Source organism: Stenotrophomonas sp. 22DLJC03, from assembly GCF_056861405.1.
Genome location: NZ_JBSPUG010000006.1, coordinates 112,985 through 133,628, shown reverse-complemented (window position 1 = coordinate 133,628; position 20,644 = coordinate 112,985). Strand labels below are relative to the sequence as shown.

Annotated in this window: 15 protein-coding genes; 5 read left to right on the top strand and 10 right to left on the bottom strand. The window is 67.2% G+C overall.

Going from position 1 to position 20,644, the window contains the following annotated elements; translation table 11 throughout:
* Window positions 1-16: 16 nt before the first annotated feature.
* On the top strand, window positions 17-955 hold the full coding sequence (locus AC13GA_RS18390; RefSeq protein ID WP_482998721.1) for an alpha/beta hydrolase: 939 nt from the start codon (window positions 17-19) through the stop codon (window positions 953-955).
* A 37-nt stretch (window positions 956-992) separates the two neighbouring features.
* Here AC13GA_RS18390 and AC13GA_RS18385 read toward each other — a convergent pair whose 3' ends face one another.
* Both AC13GA_RS18385 and AC13GA_RS18380 read right to left on the bottom strand, forming a co-directional pair.
* Window positions 993-1,418 carry a response regulator gene (locus AC13GA_RS18385; RefSeq protein ID WP_046983224.1) on the bottom strand — a complete coding sequence of 142 codons (426 nt, stop codon included), beginning with the start codon at window positions 1,416-1,418 and terminating at the stop codon, window positions 993-995.
* A 94-nt stretch (window positions 1,419-1,512) separates the two neighbouring features.
* On the bottom strand, window positions 1,513-2,280 hold the full coding sequence (locus AC13GA_RS18380; RefSeq protein WP_482998720.1) for a CPBP family glutamic-type intramembrane protease: 768 nt from the start codon (window positions 2,278-2,280) through the stop codon (window positions 1,513-1,515).
* A 149-nt stretch (window positions 2,281-2,429) separates the two neighbouring features.
* Between AC13GA_RS18380 and AC13GA_RS18375 the strand changes: the two genes are divergently transcribed.
* Window positions 2,430-2,747, top strand: coding sequence for a TFIIB-type zinc ribbon-containing protein (locus AC13GA_RS18375; protein ID WP_136639868.1), 318 nt, complete (start codon window positions 2,430-2,432; stop codon window positions 2,745-2,747).
* 6 nt (window positions 2,748-2,753) lie between these two features.
* On the opposite strand, the gene AC13GA_RS18370 is transcribed toward AC13GA_RS18375, so the two are convergent.
* The 6 genes from AC13GA_RS18370 to AC13GA_RS18345 all read right to left on the bottom strand — a co-directional run bounded on the left by AC13GA_RS18370 (window position 2,754) and on the right by AC13GA_RS18345 (window position 9,773).
* On the bottom strand, window positions 2,754-3,266 hold the full coding sequence (locus AC13GA_RS18370) for a GNAT family N-acetyltransferase (protein ID WP_428710166.1): 513 nt from the start codon (window positions 3,264-3,266) through the stop codon (window positions 2,754-2,756).
* 81 nt (window positions 3,267-3,347) lie between these two features.
* Window positions 3,348-4,373, bottom strand: a complete 1,026-nt coding sequence (locus tag AC13GA_RS18365; RefSeq protein ID WP_482998719.1) for a copper resistance protein B — start codon at window positions 4,371-4,373, stop codon at window positions 3,348-3,350.
* Window positions 4,370-6,172 carry a copper resistance system multicopper oxidase gene (locus tag AC13GA_RS18360; RefSeq protein WP_482998718.1) on the bottom strand — a complete coding sequence of 601 codons (1,803 nt, stop codon included), beginning with the start codon at window positions 6,170-6,172 and terminating at the stop codon, window positions 4,370-4,372. The genes AC13GA_RS18365 and AC13GA_RS18360 overlap by 4 nt, the downstream gene beginning before the upstream one ends.
* A gap of 75 nt (window positions 6,173-6,247) precedes the next feature.
* On the bottom strand, window positions 6,248-6,631 hold the full coding sequence (locus tag AC13GA_RS18355; protein ID WP_046983229.1) for a CopL family metal-binding regulatory protein: 384 nt from the start codon (window positions 6,629-6,631) through the stop codon (window positions 6,248-6,250).
* Between the two features lie 224 nt (window positions 6,632-6,855).
* Window positions 6,856-8,661, bottom strand: coding sequence for a DNA helicase RecQ (recQ, locus tag AC13GA_RS18350; protein WP_482998717.1), 1,806 nt, complete (start codon window positions 8,659-8,661; stop codon window positions 6,856-6,858).
* 563 nt (window positions 8,662-9,224) lie between these two features.
* Window positions 9,225-9,773 (bottom strand): Dps family protein, encoded by a 549-nt coding sequence (locus tag AC13GA_RS18345; protein ID WP_025879374.1) that lies wholly within the window; start codon window positions 9,771-9,773, stop codon window positions 9,225-9,227.
* 86 nt (window positions 9,774-9,859) lie between these two features.
* Between AC13GA_RS18345 and hrpA the strand changes: the two genes are divergently transcribed.
* Complete coding sequence (hrpA, locus tag AC13GA_RS18340) at window positions 9,860-13,942, top strand: ATP-dependent RNA helicase HrpA (RefSeq protein WP_482998716.1); 4,083 nt, start codon at window positions 9,860-9,862, stop codon at window positions 13,940-13,942.
* A gap of 110 nt (window positions 13,943-14,052) precedes the next feature.
* Here hrpA and AC13GA_RS18335 read toward each other — a convergent pair whose 3' ends face one another.
* Complete coding sequence (locus AC13GA_RS18335) at window positions 14,053-14,589, bottom strand: hypothetical protein (protein WP_253079764.1); 537 nt, start codon at window positions 14,587-14,589, stop codon at window positions 14,053-14,055.
* A gap of 129 nt (window positions 14,590-14,718) precedes the next feature.
* Between AC13GA_RS18335 and AC13GA_RS18330 the strand changes: the two genes are divergently transcribed.
* Both AC13GA_RS18330 and AC13GA_RS18325 read left to right on the top strand, forming a co-directional pair.
* Window positions 14,719-16,875 (top strand): RelA/SpoT family protein, encoded by a 2,157-nt coding sequence (locus tag AC13GA_RS18330; protein ID WP_046987844.1) that lies wholly within the window; start codon window positions 14,719-14,721, stop codon window positions 16,873-16,875.
* 30 nt (window positions 16,876-16,905) lie between these two features.
* The gene (locus tag AC13GA_RS18325) at window positions 16,906-18,471 is read left to right on the top strand and encodes a hypothetical protein (RefSeq protein ID WP_482998715.1); all 1,566 of its coding nucleotides are present in this window, start codon (window positions 16,906-16,908) and stop codon (window positions 18,469-18,471) included.
* Here AC13GA_RS18325 and AC13GA_RS18320 read toward each other — a convergent pair.
* Window positions 18,468-20,567 (bottom strand): glycosyltransferase, encoded by a 2,100-nt coding sequence (locus tag AC13GA_RS18320; protein WP_482998714.1) that lies wholly within the window; start codon window positions 20,565-20,567, stop codon window positions 18,468-18,470. The two genes, AC13GA_RS18325 and AC13GA_RS18320, sit on opposite strands and share 4 nt — an antisense overlap.
* Window positions 20,568-20,644: the final 77 nt, after the last annotated feature.

Genomic DNA, 20,644 nt, shown 5'->3' with positions numbered 1-20,644 from the left:
CAACGGGAGAGCGCGGATGCAGCGTGTGCGTGGATGGAGTGTGGCGGCCTGCCTGGCCGTGAGTGGCTGCGCGATGTCGGTGGCGCCACCGGCAACGCAGAATGAAGCGAAGGAAAGCGCGGCCACCGCTGCGCCGGGCGTGGTGCTGCCGGATACCGAAGCATTGCGCGTGCACGATCCTGTGGGCCGCGATTACCCGATATGGGTGGCGCTGCCGGCCGACTATGCCGCACACCCTGAGAAGCATTATCCGGTGCTGTACGTGACCGATGCGCTGTACAGCTTCCCGCTGGTGCGCAGCGTGCGCAATCTGGTGGGGCAGCAGGGCGTCAACATCGAGAATTTCATCCTGGTTGGGCTGCCACCGCAGGAAGGCCTGACCTCGAAGCAGAGTCGCTCGCGCGACTACACGCCCAGTAATCCGGCGCGTACTGCTGAGGGCTATTACAGCGATGACGTCACCTACGGCGGTGCCGCGCACTATCGTGATTTCCTGGCGGCACAGGTGCTGCCGATGGTCGATGGGCGTTATCGCACCGACCCCGCCCGGCGCCTGTTCGCCGGCCATTCCTATGGTGCGCTGTTCGGCGCCTACGTGCTGACCACGCAACCCGACATGTTCAGCACCTACATCCTGTCGAGTCCTTCGTTGTGGTTCGACCAGCTTCTGCTGCCGCGCATGCAGGATGCTGCCGTGATTCCGGTGCAGCCCACGCGCGTGCTGCTGTCGGTGGGCAGCTACGAGACGGACAAGCCAGGGCCGCGCTATTCAACAGGCAACGACATGCTGCGGCAGACCGCGGACTTCACCACCCAGCTGCAGCGCAGTGGCCGCAAGCTGCAGGTGGACAACGTGGTGATCGACGGCGAGGACCATCTCACGGTCTACCCACGGGTGATCACTCGTGCACTGCTGGAGGTGATGCCGGGCGAAGGGCCGTACACCGGCGGTTGATGGCCGGTCGCATCCACGCCATGCGTGGATGATTGCCTCAGGCCGCGCTGGCCTGCGGCGGCGGCATCAGCGTGGCATCCGCCGCATGGCGGAAACACAGGCGGATGGCATCGAGCAGCTCGCTCATGCTGTACGGCTTGGGCAGGAAGTGGATGCCCTCCCGCAACTGCGGCAGCACGCGGTGCTGGTCCATGCCGGAGGTTACCAGGATCGGCAGCTGCGGCAGGTGCTCGCGCACGCGGTTGGCGGTTTCGATGCCGCTGATGCCGCCCAGGCAGACGTCGGTGAACAGCAGGTCGAACGGTTCGCCGGCGTTGAGCAGGCCCAGTGCGGCCTCGGCGCTGCTTACAGCGGTGACCTGGCAGGCCTGGCTTTCCAGGGCGAGACGACTGAGTTCCTGGGTTTCCTCGGCGTCCTCGATCAGCAGGACGCGCGGTTCCACAAAGCGCTTGGACAGCAACATGACGCGGCAACTCCGGACAACAGGGGGAGCGAAAGGCGCGCAAGTATGCGCAAGCCGGTAGTGATCCCGGCGTGCACGGCAAGCTAAGTGGGCGTTACAACCGCGACTGGCGCCGGCGACGCACGTGCCAGGCCAGGATCGTGACCGCGAGCAGGGCCGTGCCGATGCGCAGGCCGGTAGCCTGCCAGCCCAGTGCAACGGCATCATCGAGGCTGAACACATTCCAGGCCAGGTTCATCGAAACGTGCAGGACCAGGCCGCACCACAGGGTGTCGCCGTCCAGGTGATCAAGCCAAGCAAAGATGAAGCCGCCGAACGCGATGACCGCGCCAATGAACAGCGCGATGCCGCCACCGTCGAACCCACCGAAGCCGAGCCAGTGCACCATGCCGAACAGCACCGCCTGCGGCAGCGCGAGCAGGGCCCACGGGCCGCGAATGAGCTTCACCAGCAGCACGAAGCCGAGGCCGCGGAACAGCACTTCCTCGGCCAGCGGGAACAGCACGGCCAGCATCGTGGCGTCCAGCGCGGTCAGCGCCGTGTTCGGGGTGCCGAGCAGCGCCAGTCCCAGCCAGCAGGGGAGGCTGGCCAGCAGCACCCACGTCGGACCGCGCCAGCCGTTTCCACGTAGGCCGAGGCTGGCCAGCAGGCCAATGCCGCGGGGGCGCAGCAGCGTAGCCAGCAGCAGCGCAACCAGCACTGCCAGTGCGTTGTCCAGCAGGCTGCCGCCATAGGGCATGGGCAGGGCGGGAATGGGAGTTCCTGCGGCTGCGGCGATATCGCGCAGGTTCAGGCCCAGGCCAACGCCCAGCAGGACCAGCAACAGACGTGTGGCGGTGGGCAAGCGGGACAACACTGTCATGTACGCACTCCCTGCGGGACAAGTCCGCAGTGTCGGGCCTTTCGGCAATACCGGCACGCGCCGGAAGTCCCTGTGCCTTCGGTCATGCGTTGCCGCACAGTCATCACCGCGCAGGTACAGTCGATGCCAGACCGACAGGAGCAATGCCGATGCTGTGCCCCGTGTGCAAGACCCAGACCCTGCAGATGGCCGAACGCCATGGCATCGAGATCGACTACTGCCCGAGCTGCCGTGGTGTATGGCTGGATCGTGGCGAACTCGACAAGATCATCGAGCGCGCCACTGACGGTGCAGGTGCCGCCATGCCGCCGCCAGCGCCTGTGCAACCGCAGGCCGCTCCGCCGCCGGTGATGCATCGCGATACCCGTCATCTCGGCCAGCGCCATGATGACAACCGTGGCCAGTACAGCCAGGGCTACAAGAAAAAGAAGAAGGAGAGCTTCCTCTCCGAACTGTTCGATTTCTGACGCTGCTCAGGGCCGGCGCAGGATGAATTCGCGGTCGCGGCTGTCGCCGACAATGAAATCGTACTCGCCGGCCTTGCTGCAGCCATAGCGCGCATAGAAGCGCTGCGCGCCGAAGTTCTCTTCCCACACGCCCACCCACAGGGTGCGGCGGTGTGGCTGGTCCAGCCAGGCCATGAACGCATCCATCATGCGCGCGCCATGGCCGCCGTTCTGGTGTGCGGCCAGGATGTAGAAACGCTTCAGCTCAATGTCGCCCTCGCGCGCATCCGCATGCGGCAGGGTGTTGGCGCCGGCGGCGAGATAGCCGACCACCGAGTCACCGTCCATCAGCAACCAGACCGCACTGCGCGGATCGGACAGTTCGGCCCGCTGCGATGCGATGCCGTAGTGCGCCTGCAGGAAATCGTGCAGATCCTGCGGCGGGTACGAATCGCCCCAGGTTTCGGTGTAGGTGGCGATGGCGATCACCGACAGCGCGTCGGCGTCGGCGAGGGTGGCGCGGCGGATCAGCAGCGACATGGTGGAGCCTGCATTGGAACGTGGCGCAGTGTAGCCGGCCCCGGCGGCTGCCGGGGCTGGCCACTGCTCACGTAACGCTGCTCAGAACCACATGCGCACGCCCGCCACCCAGCGCGTGTCGCGCGCGTGGTCACCGGCGTAGTCGGCGGTGTCCCCAAACGTGCGTTCGTGGCTGATGCCGATATAGGGCGCGAAGCGGCGGCTGAACTCATAGCGCAGTCGCAGCCCGGCTTCGACCTTGTTCAGGCCACGGCCGATGCCATACTCCTTCTCGTCCTTGGCCGCGACTGTAGCTTCCAGCAGGGGCTGCAGGACCAGGCGGTTGGTCAGCAGCACGTCGTACTCGACCTCGGCCTTGGCCAGCACCTGGCCGCCGGAGCCCATGTACAGCGTGGCTGAGCTCTCGAACTTGTACGGCGCCAGGCCCTGGATGCCGATCGCCGCCCAGGTGCGTGAGTCGGCGGGCCGGAAGTCCTGGCGCACACCGACCAGTACGTCCCACCACGGCGATACGCTGCGACCATACAGCGCTTCCAGCGATGACGACTCGGTGCGGCCACGACTACGCTCGCCATCGGTGCGCAGCCACAGGCGGTTGATGTTGCCGCCGATCCAGCCGGTGGCCTCCCAGGCTTGGCCGTTGCTGCTCTTGCCATCCCAGTGTTCGAGACGGTCGATCAGCAGCAGGCTGTTGATCTCCGGCGCGTGTTCCATCGCACCGTGCGCGATGGGCGGGAACGCGGCGGCGCGGTCGGCATCGGTGGGCACCGGGATCGGTTCGCGCGGTTCGGTCGGTGCGGGTGTGCCGTGCCCCAGCGCCGCGTGATCCATCTTGGAATGGTCCATCGCCGCTGGCTGCATCGCGCCATGGTCCATCTTCGAGTGGTCCATGGCCGAGTGGTCCATGCCGGCGGGATCTGCCGCACCCATGTCCATCTTCGAATGATCCATCTTCGAATGATCGACCTGTTCGGCCGGCGTCTTCACGGCCTTCGCGGGCGCGTCCATCGTGTCCATGTCATGACCGGCATGGGACTGCGCGAACACCGGCAGCGTAGCAGCCAGGCCCAAGGCCAGCAGGCTGGGGGAAAGGAGGGAGCGGCTCATTCTTCGATCCTCACTTCGCGCATCATGCCCGCTTCCATGTGGTACAGCAGATGGCAGTGGTAGGCCCAGCGGCCGAGTGCGTCGGCGCGTACGCGATAGGTGCGGCGTGTACCGGGCGGCATGTCGATGGTGTGCTTGCGCAGCTGGAATTCACCCTGTGCGTTTTCCAGGTCGCTCCACACGCCATGCAGGTGGATCGGGTGCTGCATCATGGTGTCGTTGACCAGCACGATGCGCATGCGCTCGCCGTAGTTCAGCCGCAGCGGTTCGGCCCCGGCGAAGGGAATGCCGTCGAACGACCAGGAGAACTTTTCCATGTGGCCGGTCAGGTGCAGCTCGATCTCGCGGCCGGGCTCGCGGCCGTCGGGGTCTTCGAACAGGCTGCGCATGGCACCATAGGTCAGAACCTGGCGACCGTTGTCGCGCAGGCCGATGCCGGGGTCGTCCAGTTTCGGCTCGGTGGCCGAACTCTGCATGTCCACCAGTGGATTGTTGCGCTCGCTGGCCGGATGCTTTGGCGCTTTGCTGGCGGTCTCGCCGCCGCCATGTGCGCCGTGGCCCATGCTGGCACCGCAGCCGCCTTCCATGCCCTTCATCGCCGCCATGTCGTGGCCACCGCTGCCCATGTCGTGTCCCATGTCGCTCATCGTCAGCAACGGGCGCGGGTCGCGCGCGGGAATCGGTGCCTGCAGTCCATGGCGCACGGCGAGGGTGCCGGCGGCATAGCCGGTGCGGCCCATGTCCTGGCAGAAGATGGTGAAGGCATCCTGGCCGCTGGGCTCCACCAGTACGTCATAGGTTTCGGCCGGGGCGATGCGGAACTCGTCGATGCTGACCGGATGGATGTACTGGCCGTCGGCGGCGACCACGGTCATCTTCAGGCCGGGAATGCGCACGTCGAAGTAGGTCATCGAGGCGCCGTTGATGAAGCGCAGCAGCACCTTCTCACCGCTGCGGAACAGCCCGGTCCAGTTGCCAGCCGGGGCAGTGCCGTTCATCAGGTAGGTGTAGGTATGGGCGTTGATGTCGGAGATGTCGCTTGGCGTCATCCGCATCCGGCCCCACATGCCCCGGTCGGACAGCGCGGCCGACCAGCCATCTCGGCGGGCGTCGCGCAGGAAGTCGGGCAGGGTGCGCTTGTAGTAGTTGTCGTGCTCGGCGAGCTTCTTCATGCGCCGGAACAGCGCGCCGGGATCCATGTCGGTCCAGTCCGACAGCATGATCACGTGTTCGCGGTCATGCCGGTAAGGCGCCGGCTCGGCCGGGTCGATGATCAGTGCACCGTACAGCCCTGCCTGTTCCTGGAACAGTGAATGGCTGTGGTACCAGTAGGTGCCCGACTGCTTCAGCTCGAAGTGGTAGTGGTAGGTCTCGCCGGGGCCGATGCCGTTGAAGCTCAGGCCGGGCACGCCGTCCATGTTGGCCGGCAGCAGGATGCCGTGCCAGTGGATCGAGGTCGGATGGCGTTCCAGCGTATTGCGCACGAACAGGTCCACGGACTGGCCTTCGCGCCAGCGCAGGATCGGTGCCGGCAGCGAGCCGTTGACGGTGATCGCCGGGCGGGTGCGGCCGGTGAAGTTGGCCAGCGATTCGCCGATGGCCAGTTCAAGGCGGGTATCGCTGAGCACGGCCGGGGCACCGGCCAGGCGCGGGGCGGCGCTGGCGGCGGCAAGCGCGCGCTGCGGCACGCCGACAGCGGCGATGCCGGCAACCACGCCACCGGCGGCGAGGCCCTGTACGAACAGGCGGCGCGACGGCATGGGCACAGCGCCCGGGCCGGGGGGAATGCGGGTATTCATGAGGGTGACTCCAGACACGGAAAGACGCCGGCGGGTAACCGGCTCCAGTGCGCAGGGCGCACGGTGCGTGTGGAATCAGCCGATGGGAGGGCGCGAGATCGGCGGCAGCGGCGGCGCCGGGCGGCCATTGGCCGGCATCGGCTGCGGTGCCAGCGACAACGCCGGGCCAGCCATGACCGGCAACGGCAGCACCACCAGCAGCGGGTGCTGGGCGCAGCTGCGCACGCAGTCCTTGATCTGGCAATGAGCGTCGTGGGCGGGGGCCTTGGCCTGCGGGGCCTCGTCGGCCTGCATGCCGGCGTGGTGGTGGCAATCAGGGGTGCCACCTTCAACAGCAGCGGCTACGGCGTGGGCCATCCGGCCCATTTCCTCGTGACCACTGGCCATGGCCGCGTTCAGCCCGTTGAGCAACAGGCTGAGCATGAGCACGACACGGAGCAGGGTCGAGGCCAGGGACATGACACTAATCTAGCTGCAAGTGGGCGCGGATGCACTTCCGGCTGAATGGCCGGTTCAAGGTTGGAGCAGCACCAATGTATGTAGAGCCGAGCCCATGCTCGGCTGCTTGTGCGGCAACAGCAGCCGAGCGTGGGTTCGGCTCTACGAGGACACCAGCGCGCTGTCAGCGAAGGGGTAGCGCCGGGCCATGCCCGGCGAGCGCCCAACGCGGCAACGCGTGGCGGTCAACCTTCCTCGCGCACGATCTCCACCAGGCGCGGGCCGTAGCGGCTCAGCTTGGTGCCGCCGATGCCGCCGACCCGGGCCAGTTCGTCCAGGCTGGTCGGGCGCTGCTCGGCGATGTTGCGCAGGGTGCTGTCGTGGAAGATCACGAAGGCGGGCACGTTCTGTTCGCGTGCCAGTTCGGCACGCAGGCCGCGCAGGGCATTGAACAACGCCAGGTCCTGCGGCAGCACCGACAGGCCGGTGCGCTGGGCACTGCGCTCGCGGCCGGTGCTGGTGCTGACGGCGTCGCGACGCATGCTGATCTGCCGACGTCCGGTCAGTACATCGCGGCTGGAATCGGTCAGGCGCAGTCCGCCGTGGCCCTCGCTGTCCACTTCCAGCAGGCTGGCGGCCACAAGTTGGCGGAATACGCTGCGCCAGGTGCGCGCGTCGAGGTCGCGGCCGATCGCGTAGGTGCTCAGTTTGTCGTGGCCCTGCTGCCTCACTTTCTCGTTCTCGCTGCCGCGCAGAACGTCGATCAGGTGGCCGACGCCGAAACGCTGGCCACTGCGGTACACGCAGCTGAGCGCCTTCTGCGCAGGAATGGTCGCGTCCCACGACGCTGGCGGGGTCAGGCAGTTGTCACAGTTGCCGCAGGGCTCGGGGTAGGTTTCGCCGAATCCGGCCAGCAGCACCTGGCGGCGGCATTGCATGGATTCGCAGTAGCCCAGCAGGTGGTCGAGCTTGCCCCGTTCCAGCTGCTTGCGTTCTTCGCCGGCCTCGGACTGCTCGATCATCTGCTTGAGCAGCACCACATCGCCCAGGCCGTAGCAGAGCCAGGCCTCGGCGGCTTCGCCATCGCGACCGGCGCGGCCGGTTTCCTGGTAGTAGCCTTCCATCGACTTGGGCAGGTCGGTATGGGCGACAAAGCGAACGTCCGGCTTGTCGATGCCCATGCCGAAGGCGATGGTCGCGCACATGACGATGCCGTCTTCGCGCAGGAAACGGCGCTGGTTGTTTGCACGCACTTCCGCGGGCAGGCCGGCGTGGTAGGGCAGGGCGTTGAAGCCCTGTGTGCAGAGGAACTCGGCGGTTTCCTCTACCTTGCGCCGTGACATGCAGTAGACGATGCCGGCCTCGCTGCGATGGCTGCGCAGGAAATCGCTCAGCTGCTTGCGGGCGTTGTCCTTCTGCACCACGGTGTAGCGGATGTTGGGGCGGTCGAACGAGCTGACGAAGTGGCGTGCTTCCTGCAGATCCAGCCGCTCGGCGATCTCACGCTGGGTTGGCGGGTCTGCGGTGGCAGTCAGCGCGATCCGCGGAATCTCCGGCCAGCGCTCGTGCAGGACGGTCAGCTGGCGGTATTCCGGGCGGAAGTCGTGGCCCCATTGCGACACGCAATGGGCTTCGTCGATGGCGAACAGGGCGATCCGGCTGCGCGACAGCAGCGACAGGAAGCGGCCGGTCAGCAGGCGCTCGGGAGCGACATAAAGCATGTCGAGCTCACCGGCGAGCAGCTCGCGTTCGACGCGCCCGGCGGTCTCTGCGTCCAGAGTCGAGTTCAGGTACTCGGCGCGCACGCCGAGCTGGCGCAGGGCTTCGACCTGGTCCTGCATCAAGGCGATCAACGGCGAGATGACGATGCCACATCCGTCACGCAGCAGGGCCGGCACCTGGTAGCACAGCGACTTGCCGCCGCCGGTGGGCATGAGGACCAGGGCATCGTGACCGGCAGCCACATGCTCCACGATGTCCTGCTGCGGACCACGGAAATCGTCGTAACCAAAGACGCGTTGAAGCAGGTCGTGCGCGGGACGGGAAGCCATCCGGCTAGTTTACCCCGGCGGGGGTTCGGCAGGGCTGCGCCCTGCACCCGCTACAAGCCGGTGCAACGTCAAAGGCAACAGCCGGCTCTGGCTTGTCTGCTGGCTGGGTGGGGCGGTGTGGGCTTGCAGGACACGCCGTAAACCCGTCCATGGGGGCTCGATGGCGCCATCCATGGCGCCAACGGTCCTGCAAGCCCACACCGCCCCACCCCCGACAGATTCCCGTTGACGGTGGGGCCATCCACGCGATGCGTGGATGGAATCTGTCAGATATCGACAAACAAAATGGGGTCAGATCCGTTTTCCGCAGGAAAACGGATCTGACCCCAAGGCATGTCCTGACAGATCGCGGAAACCTGTCGAAGGCGGGGTGGGTCCGGTTGCGGGAGTGTCAGCCGCATGGATGCGGCTGCCAAGCCCCCAAGGACGGGTTCACGGCGTCTCCCGTAACCGGACCCACCCCGCCAACCCCCAGGAAACCAGCTTTTGCTCCGGCTGTTGCTGTTGCCGTGGCAGTTGCCTCTGCGGGTGCAGGGCGCAGCCCTGCCGAGCCCCCCAAACTCTTACTGCAGCAGGGAGCGCAGCATCCAGGCGTACTTCTCGTGGGTCTGCAGACGCTGGGTCATCAGATCCTCGGTCGGGGCGTCGTCAGCGTCGTCGGCCACATCCAGCACTTCACGTGCCGTACGGCATACCGCTTCGTTGGCGACCACCAACTGGCGTACCATTTCACGCCAGTCCGCACTGTCGGTCAGGCCCGGCTCCTCGACGATCGAGGTCAGCGCAGCAAATTCCCGGTAGGAGCCCGGGGCATTGAAGCCCAGTGCGCGGATGCGCTCGGCCACATCGTCCAGTGCCGCCCACTGCTCGGTGTACTGCGTTTCGAACATGGTGTGCAGCGAGTTGAACATCGACCCGGTCACATTCCAGTGGAAGTTGTGGGTCTTCAGGTAGAGCGTGAACGCATCGGCCTGGAACCGTGCCAGACCGTCGGCAATCTTCTTGCGATCGCCCTGGGTGATCCCGATATCGATGTTGGGGGCCGACGGCGCGGAAGCCGCAAGCTTCTGCTTGCCGGTCTTGGGCTTGGTCGTGCTCTTGGTCTTCGCCATGGGGTTCCTCCTTGTGGAATCGTTGGCCTTCACAATAAATCAGTCGTGATGACTGGTCGCATTCAAAGTTTTAAACGAACCGATTGATGAACGCTATCGACAAAATGCCGCAGTCCCGCCAGCGCCAACAGCGTGCCGCCATTGACGGTGCCATGAGCCGCGACCGTGGACGATTGCTGGGAATGCTCTCGCGTTGCCAGGCCAAGCCGCAGGATGCGGCGTTGGCCGCCACCTTCGAGCAGGCCTTGCAGGTATCGGTGCAGCGCCGGCAGGCGCGGGCGCAACAGCAGCCGTCCATTACTCTGGACCCGCAGCTGCCGATTGCGCGTGAAGCCGAGACGATCACCCAGCTGATCCGCGACCATCAGGTGGTGGTGATCGCTGGCGAAACCGGTTCGGGCAAGACCACCCAGCTGCCCAAGCTGTGCCTGGCCGCCGGCCGTGGCCAGGCCGGCATGATCGGCTGCACCCAGCCGCGCCGGATCGCCGCACGCGCGGTGGCCAGCCGCGTGGCGCAGGAACTGCAGAGCGAGCTGGGCCAGCTGGTGGGCTACCAGGTGCGCTTCAACGACAAGGTCGGCGAAGACACCCGCATCAAGTTCATGACCGACGGCATCCTGCTGGCCGAGATCGCCAGCGACCGCTGGCTGTCGAACTACGACACGATCATCGTCGACGAGGCGCACGAACGCAGCCTCAACATCGACTTCCTGCTGGGCTACCTGAAGCAGCTGCTGCGCAAGCGCCCGGACCTGAAACTGATCGTGACCTCGGCCACCATCGACACCGAGCGCTTCGCCCAGCATTTCGACAATGCGCCGGTGATCAGCGTCGAAGGCCGTACCTATCCGGTGGAGGTTCGCTACCGCGCGCTGGAAGGTGAGGGCGAGCAGGCGGGCGAGCGCACCGTCAACGACGCCATCGTCTCGGCCATCGACGAGATCACCCGTCTGGATGCGCGCGGCGACGTGCTGATCTTCCTGCCGGGCGAGCGTGAGATCCGCGATGCGCACCAGTCGCTGGAGCGCCGCAAGTACCGCAATACCGAGGTGCTGCCGCTGTACGCGCGGTTGTCCAACCAAGACCAGGACCGCGTGTTCAACCCCGGCTCGAACCGCCGCATCGTGCTGGCCACGAATGTGGCGGAAACCTCGCTGACAGTGCCGCGCATCCGCTACGTGGTCGATCCCGGTTTCGCCCGTGTAAAGCGCTACAGCCCGCGCAACAAGCTCGACCGCCTGCACATCGAGCCGATCTCGCAGGCCAGTGCCAACCAGCGCAAGGGCCGCTGTGGCCGCGTGGCCGAGGGTATCTGCTACCGCCTGTACGCCGAAGCCGATTTCCAGGCACGGTCGGAATTCACCGATCCGGAAATCCGGCGCTCCAGCCTGGCCGGGGTGATCCTGCGCATGCTGCAGCTTGGCCTGGGACGCATCGAGGACTTCCCGTTCCTGGAGGCCCCCGACGAACGTGCGGTGGCCGACGGCTGGCAGCATCTGACCGAACTGGGCGCGATCGACAGCGAGCGTCACCTGACCGCGATCGGCAAGCAGATGGCGCGCCTGCCGGTGGACGTGAAGCTGGCGCGCATGCTGGTGGCCGCGCAGGCCGCTGGCTGCCTGCGGCCGATGCTGGTGATCGCCTCGTTCCTGGGCATCCAGGACCCGCGCGAACGGCCGCCGGAAGCGCGTGGCGCGGCCGACAGCGCGCATGCGCAGTTCGCCGATGGACGCTCCGAATTCGTCGGCGTGCTGCGCCTGTGGGATGCCTACCGGCAGGCCCACGAAGACCTGACCCAATCGAAGCTGCGCGACTGGTGCGGCCGCCATTTCCTCGGCTTCCTGCGCATGCGCGAGTGGCGCGAGCTGCATCGGCAGCTGCGCCTGCTGTGCGAGGAACTGGGCTGGAAGGAAGAAGCCAACGAGGCGTCGATGGCGCCGTTGCTGGCCGGCAGCAGTGCACCGCCTGCAGCCCGCGATGATGCCAGTGCAGTGAAGGCCACCCGTGGCCAGCTGCACCGTGCCGCGCGCCTGGCCCGCGAAGGCAAGGCTGAAACCGCACCTGCGCCGGTGGCGGCACGCGCGCAGAAGGATCAGGCGCCCGACGGTGGTGGTTACAGCGAGCGCGTGCGTGCCGCCACCTACCAGACCTTGCACCGGGCGCTGGTGGCGGGCCTGCCGACGCAGATCGGCCACCGCACCGACAAGGGCGATTTCCAGGCGCCGCGCCAGCGTCGCTTCCTGCCCTTCCCGGGCTCGACGCTGTCCAAGCGGCCACCGCCGTGGCTGCTGGCGGCCAACCTGCTGGACACGCAGAAGGTATGGGGCATGACCCTGGCGGCGATCGAGCCGGACTGGGTGATTGCCGAACTGCCGCACCTGCTGCTGCGCAAACATTTCGATCCGCACTGGTCACGCGCACAGGGCCAGGTGCTGGCCTCCGAGCAGATCAGTCTGTTCGGGCTGGTACTGGCACCGAAGAAGCCGGTGCACTACGGCCGCATCAACCCGGGCGAAGCGCACGACATCTTCGTGCGCCAGGCGCTGGTGACCGGCGAGATCAACACCCGCGCCAGCTTCGTGGCCGACAACCAGAAGGTGCTGGAGGTCGCGCGCGAGGAAGAAGCCAAGCTGCGCCGCGCCGGCATTGTTGCCGACGAGGATTGGCAGGCCCGCTGGTACCTGGACCGGGTGCCGCCGCAGATCCATTCGGCCGCGGGGCTGGATACCTGGTGGAAGGGGCTGGCACCGGAACAGCGGAAGACCCTGCACTGGTCGCTGGTCGATCTGTTGCCGGGTGAGGGCAGCGAACAGGAGCGTTATCCGAAGTACCTGGCGCTGGGCCAGGCGCGCTTGCCGCTGCATTACCGCTTCGAGCCGGGCGCTGACGATGACGGCGTGACTCTGGACGTGCCGCTGCACCTGCTCAATGCGCTGGATGCCGTGCAGCTGGGCTGGCTGGCACCGGGCTTCGTTGCCGACAAGGCGGCCGCGTTGATCCGCAGCCTGCCCAAGGCGATGCGCCGCAACTATGTGCCCGCGCCGGACTTCGCGCGTGCATTCTTCGAGGCATTCCCGCAGCCCAGTGCCGACGCCATCACCGGCGAGCTGGCGCGCTTCCTGTCACGCGCGACCGGCGCCAAGGTGGCAGCCACTGACTTCGAACCGGATTCAATCGAAGCGCACCTGCACATGAACCTTCGCCTGCGCGACGAGAACGGCAAGGTACTGGCAACGTCGCGCGATCTGGAGGCATTGCGTGCGACGTTCGGTGGCCGCGCCGGTGATGCCTTCGCCGCACGCGCGGGGCGCGAGATGGCCGCCGATGGCCTGCGCACGTTCCCGGCCACACCGATTCCGCTGCAGGTACCGGGCGAGGCGGGTGTTCCTGCCTACCCGGCGCTGCTGGACGAGGGCGACAGCGTGGCCCTGCGCATCTTCGCAGACCGCCAGCAGGCCGAAGAAGCACATCCGCTTGGCGTGCGCCGACTGCTGGAGATCGGTCTCGGCGAGAAGATCAAGCAGGCGCGCAAGCAGTTGCCGGTAGCGGCCAAGACCGGCCTGCTGTACGCCTCGATCGAAACGCAGGAGCGCCTGCGGGGGGATCTGGTCGACGCCGCATTGAACGCGGTGTTGGCCGATGGCCTGGGCGAGATCCGCGATGCGCAGGCATTCGAGCAACGTCGCGAGCATGCGGCCAAGGCGTTGTTCGGCGAAGCCATGCAGCGGCTGAAACTGGCCGAGGCCATCCTGGCGCTGGTAGCGGAACTGAAGCCGATGCTGGAAGCACCGCTGATGGGCTGGGCGCGTGGCAATCTGGATGACATGGAGGCGCAGCTGGTCGGGCTGATCCACCCCGGCTTCCTGCGCGATACGCCGGCCGACGCGCTGGCGCAGTACCCGCGCTACCTGAAGGCGATGATCCTGCGCACCGAGCGTGCCAAGCGCGATCCGCCACGTGACCAAGCACGCATGCTGGAACTGCATCCGTTCCTGGAGGCGTTGCAGGTGGGTGAGCAGCAGGGCCTGCGCGAGCGCCCGCAATGGCAGGCGCTGCGCTGGGATCTGGAAGAGCTGCGGGTGTCGCTGTTCGCGCAGGAGCTGGGCGCACGCACCGGCATCTCGGCAAAGAAGCTGGCGCAGCGGGTGACCGCACTGCGCCAGGCGTGAACCCGGTCCTGTAGAGCCGAGCCGATGCTCGGCTGCTTCTGGCGATGGACGATGGCGGTCCATGGAAAGGCAGCCAAGCGCGGGCTTGGCGCTACTGGAAGGCCATGGCCTTATTTGGTACGACGAACCTTCGGCTGTACGTTCACGCCGTCAACTTTCATGTACCACACGCCCATCACGCCAGGACGCATGCTGACTTTGGGTGCATCCCTGCGTCCGCCGGAGTAGTGGGTGGAATCGACCTGCTCCCATTCCTGTCCGTTCTGCAGCACATAGTGGCGGCCCTGGCCGAATCCACGGAACTCACCCTGCAGGTTGCTTTCGATCGGCTCGGCGCTGCCGAAATCGAAGAAGCCACGATTCTTCTTGATTACCTCCTGGCGGCCCTCTTCGCGCGCTTCCTCGCGCACCGCGGCGACCGCCTGGGTGGTGGCCGCTTCGACCTTGCCCTGCAACCAGCGGTTGAGCGCAGCCAGCTCGGTGGCGTTGAGCTTGTCCAGACCGGCAGCCTTGAACTCGGCCGGCGACATCTGCTGCTGCAGGTCGCCCTCGACTACGCGCTGGGCCAGTGCAGGCGCCGGCAGGGACAGCAGCAGTGCGGCGCAGACCAGCAGCCGTGGGCGGAAATGCGGGAGGATCGAGGGCATGGCGGGACTCTCCTGGGTTTGCCCGCGAGTGTAGCGGCATGTGCTCATGCCGGGCGATGCAGCCGCAGCGATTGTCCCTGAACGGCACCGGCGCTAGTGTAGAGGCCTCTGTCTTGCCTGCTCGATGCTGTGAACCGCGCTTCCGTCCCCGGCCTGGATGCCTTGTTGAACCGTCCCTCGGCAGCGGTGCTGCCCGCTCCGCTGCGCCAGGCCCTGCGCGAGCGCTGGGAAGCGCCGGAGTGCGACCACCAGATGCGCGCCAGCTGGTCGGTGCTGGGTGACACCCTCGACGCATTGGCAATGCTGTCTGCCGATGAAGGCGCGGTGGTCGCGGCCCTGCTGTTCGACCTGCCTGGCCTGCGGGCGAGCCTGGAACAGTTGCCGCTGGGCAGCCACAAGGCCGCGGTGATCGGCCTGCTTGACGGCCAGGACGCCGCCGACCCGGTATGGGCGCTGCACGCCGGCCGCGAGGCAGGGCGCAACAGTGAAGGCCTGCGCCGGCTGCTGCTGGCGATCATCCGCGACCTGCGCGTTGTACCGATCCTGCTGGCCCGGCAGCTGGCGCGGATGCGTGCCGCCGACAAGCTGGACGACGAGCAGCGCCGCGCGCTGGCGCAGCTGACACGCGACATCCACGCGCCATTGGCCAACCGGTTGGGCATCTGGCAGCTGAAGTGGGAGCTGGAGGATCTGGCGTTCCGCCACCTGGAGCCGGAGACCTACCGGCGCATCGCCCGTGAGGTGGACGAAACCCGCATCGCGCGCGAGCGCTACGTCGAGAACGTCAAGAAGGTGCTGTCGCGCGAGCTGGTCGCGCAGGGCATCAGAGCCGAGGTCAGCGGTCGCCCGAAGCACATCTACAGCATCTGGCGGAAGATGCAGAAGAAGCGTCTGGCATTCGACCAGCTATATGACATCCGCGCGGTGCGGGTGATGGTCGACGATGTTGCTGCCTGCTATGCCGCGCTGGGCGTGGTGCATGCGCTGTGGGCGCCGGTGCCCAGTGAGTTCGACGATTACATCGCCCGGCCCAAGGCCAACGACTACCGTTCGCTGCATACCGCCGTGGTCGGGCCGGAGGGCCGCACCATCGAAGTGCAGATCCGTACCCATGAAATGCACTCGCAGGCCGAGCTGGGCGTAGCCGCGCACTGGAAGTACAAGGAAGGCGGCAAAGGCGCGGAAAAGTCCTTCGACCGCAAGATCACCTGGATGCGCCAGCTGCTGGAACAGGCGCAGGAGGGGCAGGGCAATGAGCTGGCCGGTGCGCTTGATGCCGAGCTGACCGAAGACCGTGTCTATGCTCTGAGCCCGAAGGACGAGGTACTTGACCTGCCGCAGGGCGCCACGCCGCTCGATTTCGCCTATCAGGTGCACACGATGGTGGGGCACCGTTGCCGTGGCGCCAAGGTCAACGGCCGCATCGTGCCGCTGACCTACCGCCTGCGCAGCGGCGACCGTGTCGAAATCCTGACCGGCAAGGAGGCCGATCCGCGCCGCGACTGGCTGATGCCGGCCCTGGGTTTCCTGGCCAGCAACCGTTCGCGCGAGAAGGTGCGCAGCTGGTTCCACAAGCTTGACCGCGCGCGCAACGTGCAGGCCGGTCGCGAGCTGCTGGAGCGCGAATTGAAGCGGCTGGGCCTGCAGCACTCGGACCTGGCGGCAGCGGCGAAGAAATTCCATGCTGACAGCGTCGATGACCTGTACATCCAGGTGGCGCTGGGTGATACCGGCCCGAACCAGGTCAGCCGTGCGCTGCTGGAAGCAGAGCGTGCGGCCAGCCAGCCGGCGCCCGCGCCGACCCTGCCGCGGCCGACCGCGCGCCGCGAGAACCTGGGTAAATCCAAGTTCACCGTGCAGGGCGTGGGCAACCTGCTGGTGCAGCTGGCACGCTGCTGCCAGCCGGTGGCCGGCGAACCGATTGTCGGCTACCTGACCCGTAGCCGCGGTGTCACCGTGCATCGTGCAGACTGTGTCGCGCTGGCTCGGCTGGCCGCCACCAGCCCGCAGCGCATCCTGCCGGTGGAGTGGGGGCAGGCCGGGGGCGGCTACGAAGTGGACGTGGTGGTCGATGCGGTCGATCGCCGCTGGCTGCTGAAGGACATCACCAACCTGATCGCCCAGGAAGACGCCTACGTGCTCGACATCCACAGTGACAACGTGCGCAACAGCGGCCGTGCCCATCTGCGGTTGCGGCTGAAGGTCAGCGACTACGGCCAGCTGTCCAACCTGCTGGGCAAGCTGGACGCGCTGCCGGGCGTGAGCGAGGCGCGTCGCCTCGGCTAGGCTTCACGCTGCCCCGGCTACCCTGCACGCATGGAACGCGAGCCTCCGCATCGCCCGCATGGCGCTGAACATCCTGCGCTGGACCGCGTCCGCCGCGAAGGCCGTTGGTGGTGGCTGCAGGCGCGCCATGCACGCCGGGTCTGGCGGTGGGCACTGGTCGCCGCGCTGGCGGTGTTCGTGCTGCTGGTGTTGCTGCGCAAGCCATTGGCCGACTGGTTCTGGGACGAGCCGCAGATCGAGCAGCTGCTGGCAGAAGGTGATCGCGCATTGGCGGCCGGTCGACTGAGCGCGACCGACGGCAGTGGTGCGCGCGAACGCTACCAGGCCGTGCTGGCACTGGATGGCGACCGTCCGCAGGCGCGCCAGGGCCTGGCCCGTACGGGTGCCGCCGCGCTGCAGCAGGCCCGCGACAAACTGCAGGCCAATGACCTGGACGGCAGCGTGCAGGCGCTGGCGCTGGCCCGTGAGCTGCAGGTGCCGCAGGCTGATGGCGATGCCGTGGCGCGCCAGCTGCAGGCACGTCGCAGCGCCGGAGCAGGTATCGGCGCGCTGCTGGCGCAGGCCCGCAATGCCTTTGCCGCCGGCCGCCTGGATGACGGGGACAGCAGTGCACTGCCTCTGTTCCAACGCATCCTGGCAGTGCAGCCGGATAACCTGCCGGCGCTGGAAGGGCGCGAGGATGCCCTGAGCGATCTATTGCAGCATGCGCGCACACTGGCCGGGCGCGGTGAACTGGCCGCGGCCGCTGGCATCGTGCAGCGCGCACGCCAGTTCGATGCCGGCCATGCCGATCTGCCCGCCAGCCAGGAAGCGTTGGCACAGGCGGTTGACCAGCGCTTGCGGCAGGCCCAGCGTGCCTTGCAGCGGCAGCAGCTGGACGCTGCAGGGAAAGGGTTCCTGGCCGTGCTGGCCGTCGCACCCGACGATCCCAACGCTCAACGTGGCCGTGAGCAGTCGCTGCAGGCTGTGCTGGCACGCAGCCAGAAACAGGCTGACGACTTCCAGTTCGAAGCTGCACAGCGTGATGCCATGCTGGCGCAGGAACTGGGGGCGTCGCCGGCGGCGCGGCAGCAACTGGCGCAGCGCCTGCAGCGTGCGCAACAGGCGCAGCAGGCAATGCAGCAGCCAAGCGTCAGCAATGCGCAGCGTGAGCGGCAACTGCGCGAGCACCTGCGCAGGGTTGAACGCGCCGAGCGTGCTGGTCAGTGGATCAGCCCGCCGGGCCACAGCGCGTTCGATGCGCTGCGTGAGGCGCAATCACTGGCACCGCGCGATGCCCGGGTGAAAGCGGCTGCCGCGCGGCTGCTGCCGGCCAGCCGACGTTGCTTCGATGACAACCTGCGACAGAACCGCGTGCAGGCCGCGGGCGCCTGCCTGCAGGCCTGGCAGACACTGTCGCCAACCGCGGCGAGCCTGCCTGCAGCACGACTGCGACTGGCCCAGCGCTGGCTGGCGATCGGCAGCGAGCGGCTGGGCAGTGGTGATGTGTCGTTTGCCGCGCATGCGGCAGAGCAGGCGCGGCTGCTGCAACCGGATCTGGCCGAACTGCCAGCCTTCGAAGACCGCCTGCGCCGTGCCGGTGGGCACGTGGACTAGGCGAAGAACACCCGCTGCACGGTTGCGCGGGCGGCGTCGAGCGAGAAGTGCTCGGCGATGTTGGCCAGGCCGGCATTGGACAGCTGTTGCCACAACTGCGGGTCCTGGTAGAGGCGGACCACTGCATCGGCAAAGCTGGCCGCATCGTCAGCGACCAGCACATCCTGGCCGGCGCGCAGGTGCATGCCCTCCACCGCGCACGTGGTGCCAACCACCGGCTGGCCATGGGCCATGCTCAGGTTGATCTTGCCCTTCACGCCGGCACCGAAGCGCAGTGGCGCGACGGAGATGCGTGCACCGTCCATGTAGGGCGTGATGTCCTCGACGAAGCCATGCATCTGCACGCCAGGCTGGCGGGCGGCCAGTGCCAGCAGTGACTCTGGTGTTGCGGCACCGATGCAGTGCAGCCGTACCTCGGGCAGGCGGGCGCGGATGCTGGCGAATACTTCGCCGATGAACCACTCCATTGCATCCAGGTTCGGCGGATGGCGGAAGCCGCCGACGAACACCAGGTCATGGCGCTGTTCGAACGGTTTGCCGGCACCGGCGACATCGTGCAGGTTGGAAATCAATTCCACCCGTACCGCTGGCGCATCGGCCTGCAGCTGCTCGCGTTCGGCGGCACTGACCAGCACGGTGATATCGCACTGCTGCATCACGGCCAGCTCGCTCGCACGGGTGCGTTCGGCGGCACGCAGTAGGCCGGCATCTCCGGCCACTTCGGCGCCGCGGCGCTCGCGCAGGTAATGCAGATCCACCGTATCGAACACGGTGCGCGCCTGGGGTGCATAGCGCTTCAGCAGCGGCAGGCATTCATGGGCGACATGGTGGCGGACCAGTAGTGCCACGTCGAAACGTGCACCATGCATGCGCAACCAGCCGGCCACGCCTTCCAGGAAGGGGGCGTACCAGACCTCCACGCCCATCCGCTGCAGCGCTTCGGTGGCCGAGCCGCCGTGCTCGCGCCGGGTCGGCACGAACACCACGTGGGCGCCGCCCTGCTGTAGCAGGCGGATCAGGTTGACCTGGCGCAGTGACGCGGAATCGCGATCCGGCTGCGGTACTTCCTCGTCCAGGATCAGTACCTGGCGGCGACCGCGCAGCAGCAGCGCCGGCGATGGCACCGTGCCCACGGCGGGGTGGCCTGCCAGCTTGGCCGCCCATTTCGCCGCGAAGACCGCCTGGTTGCGCACCTGGTAGGCCTTGACCCCGCTGCCGGTGTCGGTGCCATTGCTGGTGCCCTCGTCGTGGATCACCCGGCTGGCAGGCTGCACCAGCACGCGCAGGCCCTGCCCACGTACGCGGAAGGCCAGGTCGGTATCTTCGTAGTACGCCGGCTTGTAGCGCGTGTCGAAGCCGCCGAGCTGCTGCCACACGGTGCGCGCCAGCATCAGCGCGGCGCCTGAACAGTAGTCCACGTCGCGCAGGCTGGCGAAACGCGGGTCGTCGGCTGCCTCGAAGCGGCCATAGCTCCAGCCACTGCCGTCGGCGAAGATCACCCCGCCGGACTCCTGCAGGCGACCGTCCGGGTACAGCAGCTGGCTGCCGACCAGACCGGCGTCGGGCACACTGCTGAAGGTGTCCCGCAGTGCATCCAGCCAGCCCGGCTGCGGCACGGTATCGTTGTTGAGCAGTACGACGTAACGGCCGCGCGCGCGCGAAACGCCGTCGTTGCAGGCCTCGATGAAGCCGCCATTGCACTCCCGGACCTCGTAGCGCAGGCCGGCCACCTGTGGCATCCATTGCGCGGTCGCATCGCTGCTGCCGTCGTCCACCACCAGGATCTCGCAGGCGGCGGCCGGTGGATGCGCGGCGAGGGCGCGAAGGCAGGCCAGGGTGTGCTCGACGTGGTTGTAGACCGGGATGATGATGCTCACCTCCGGCGCCGGGCTGTACGGCACCGCGAACGGGGCAAATGCCTCTGCGGGTGGCAGGTACAAGGGAGTACGCGGGGCGGGGACGGCACGCTGGGCATGGACCCGGATCCGCTGCCAGGTGGCCCTCCAGCCGCGGGTGCGCAGGCTGGCCAGGCTGCGCCGGGCCAAGCCCGACAGGCGGTTGATCAGGTATCGGATCTCGGCCAGGGACATCGCCATCCGGTTGCAACTCCAGCTTAAGCAGGGGAACCCGGGAGAATCCGCCAGCCACGGTGGCTGGGGTAGACTCGCCAGAC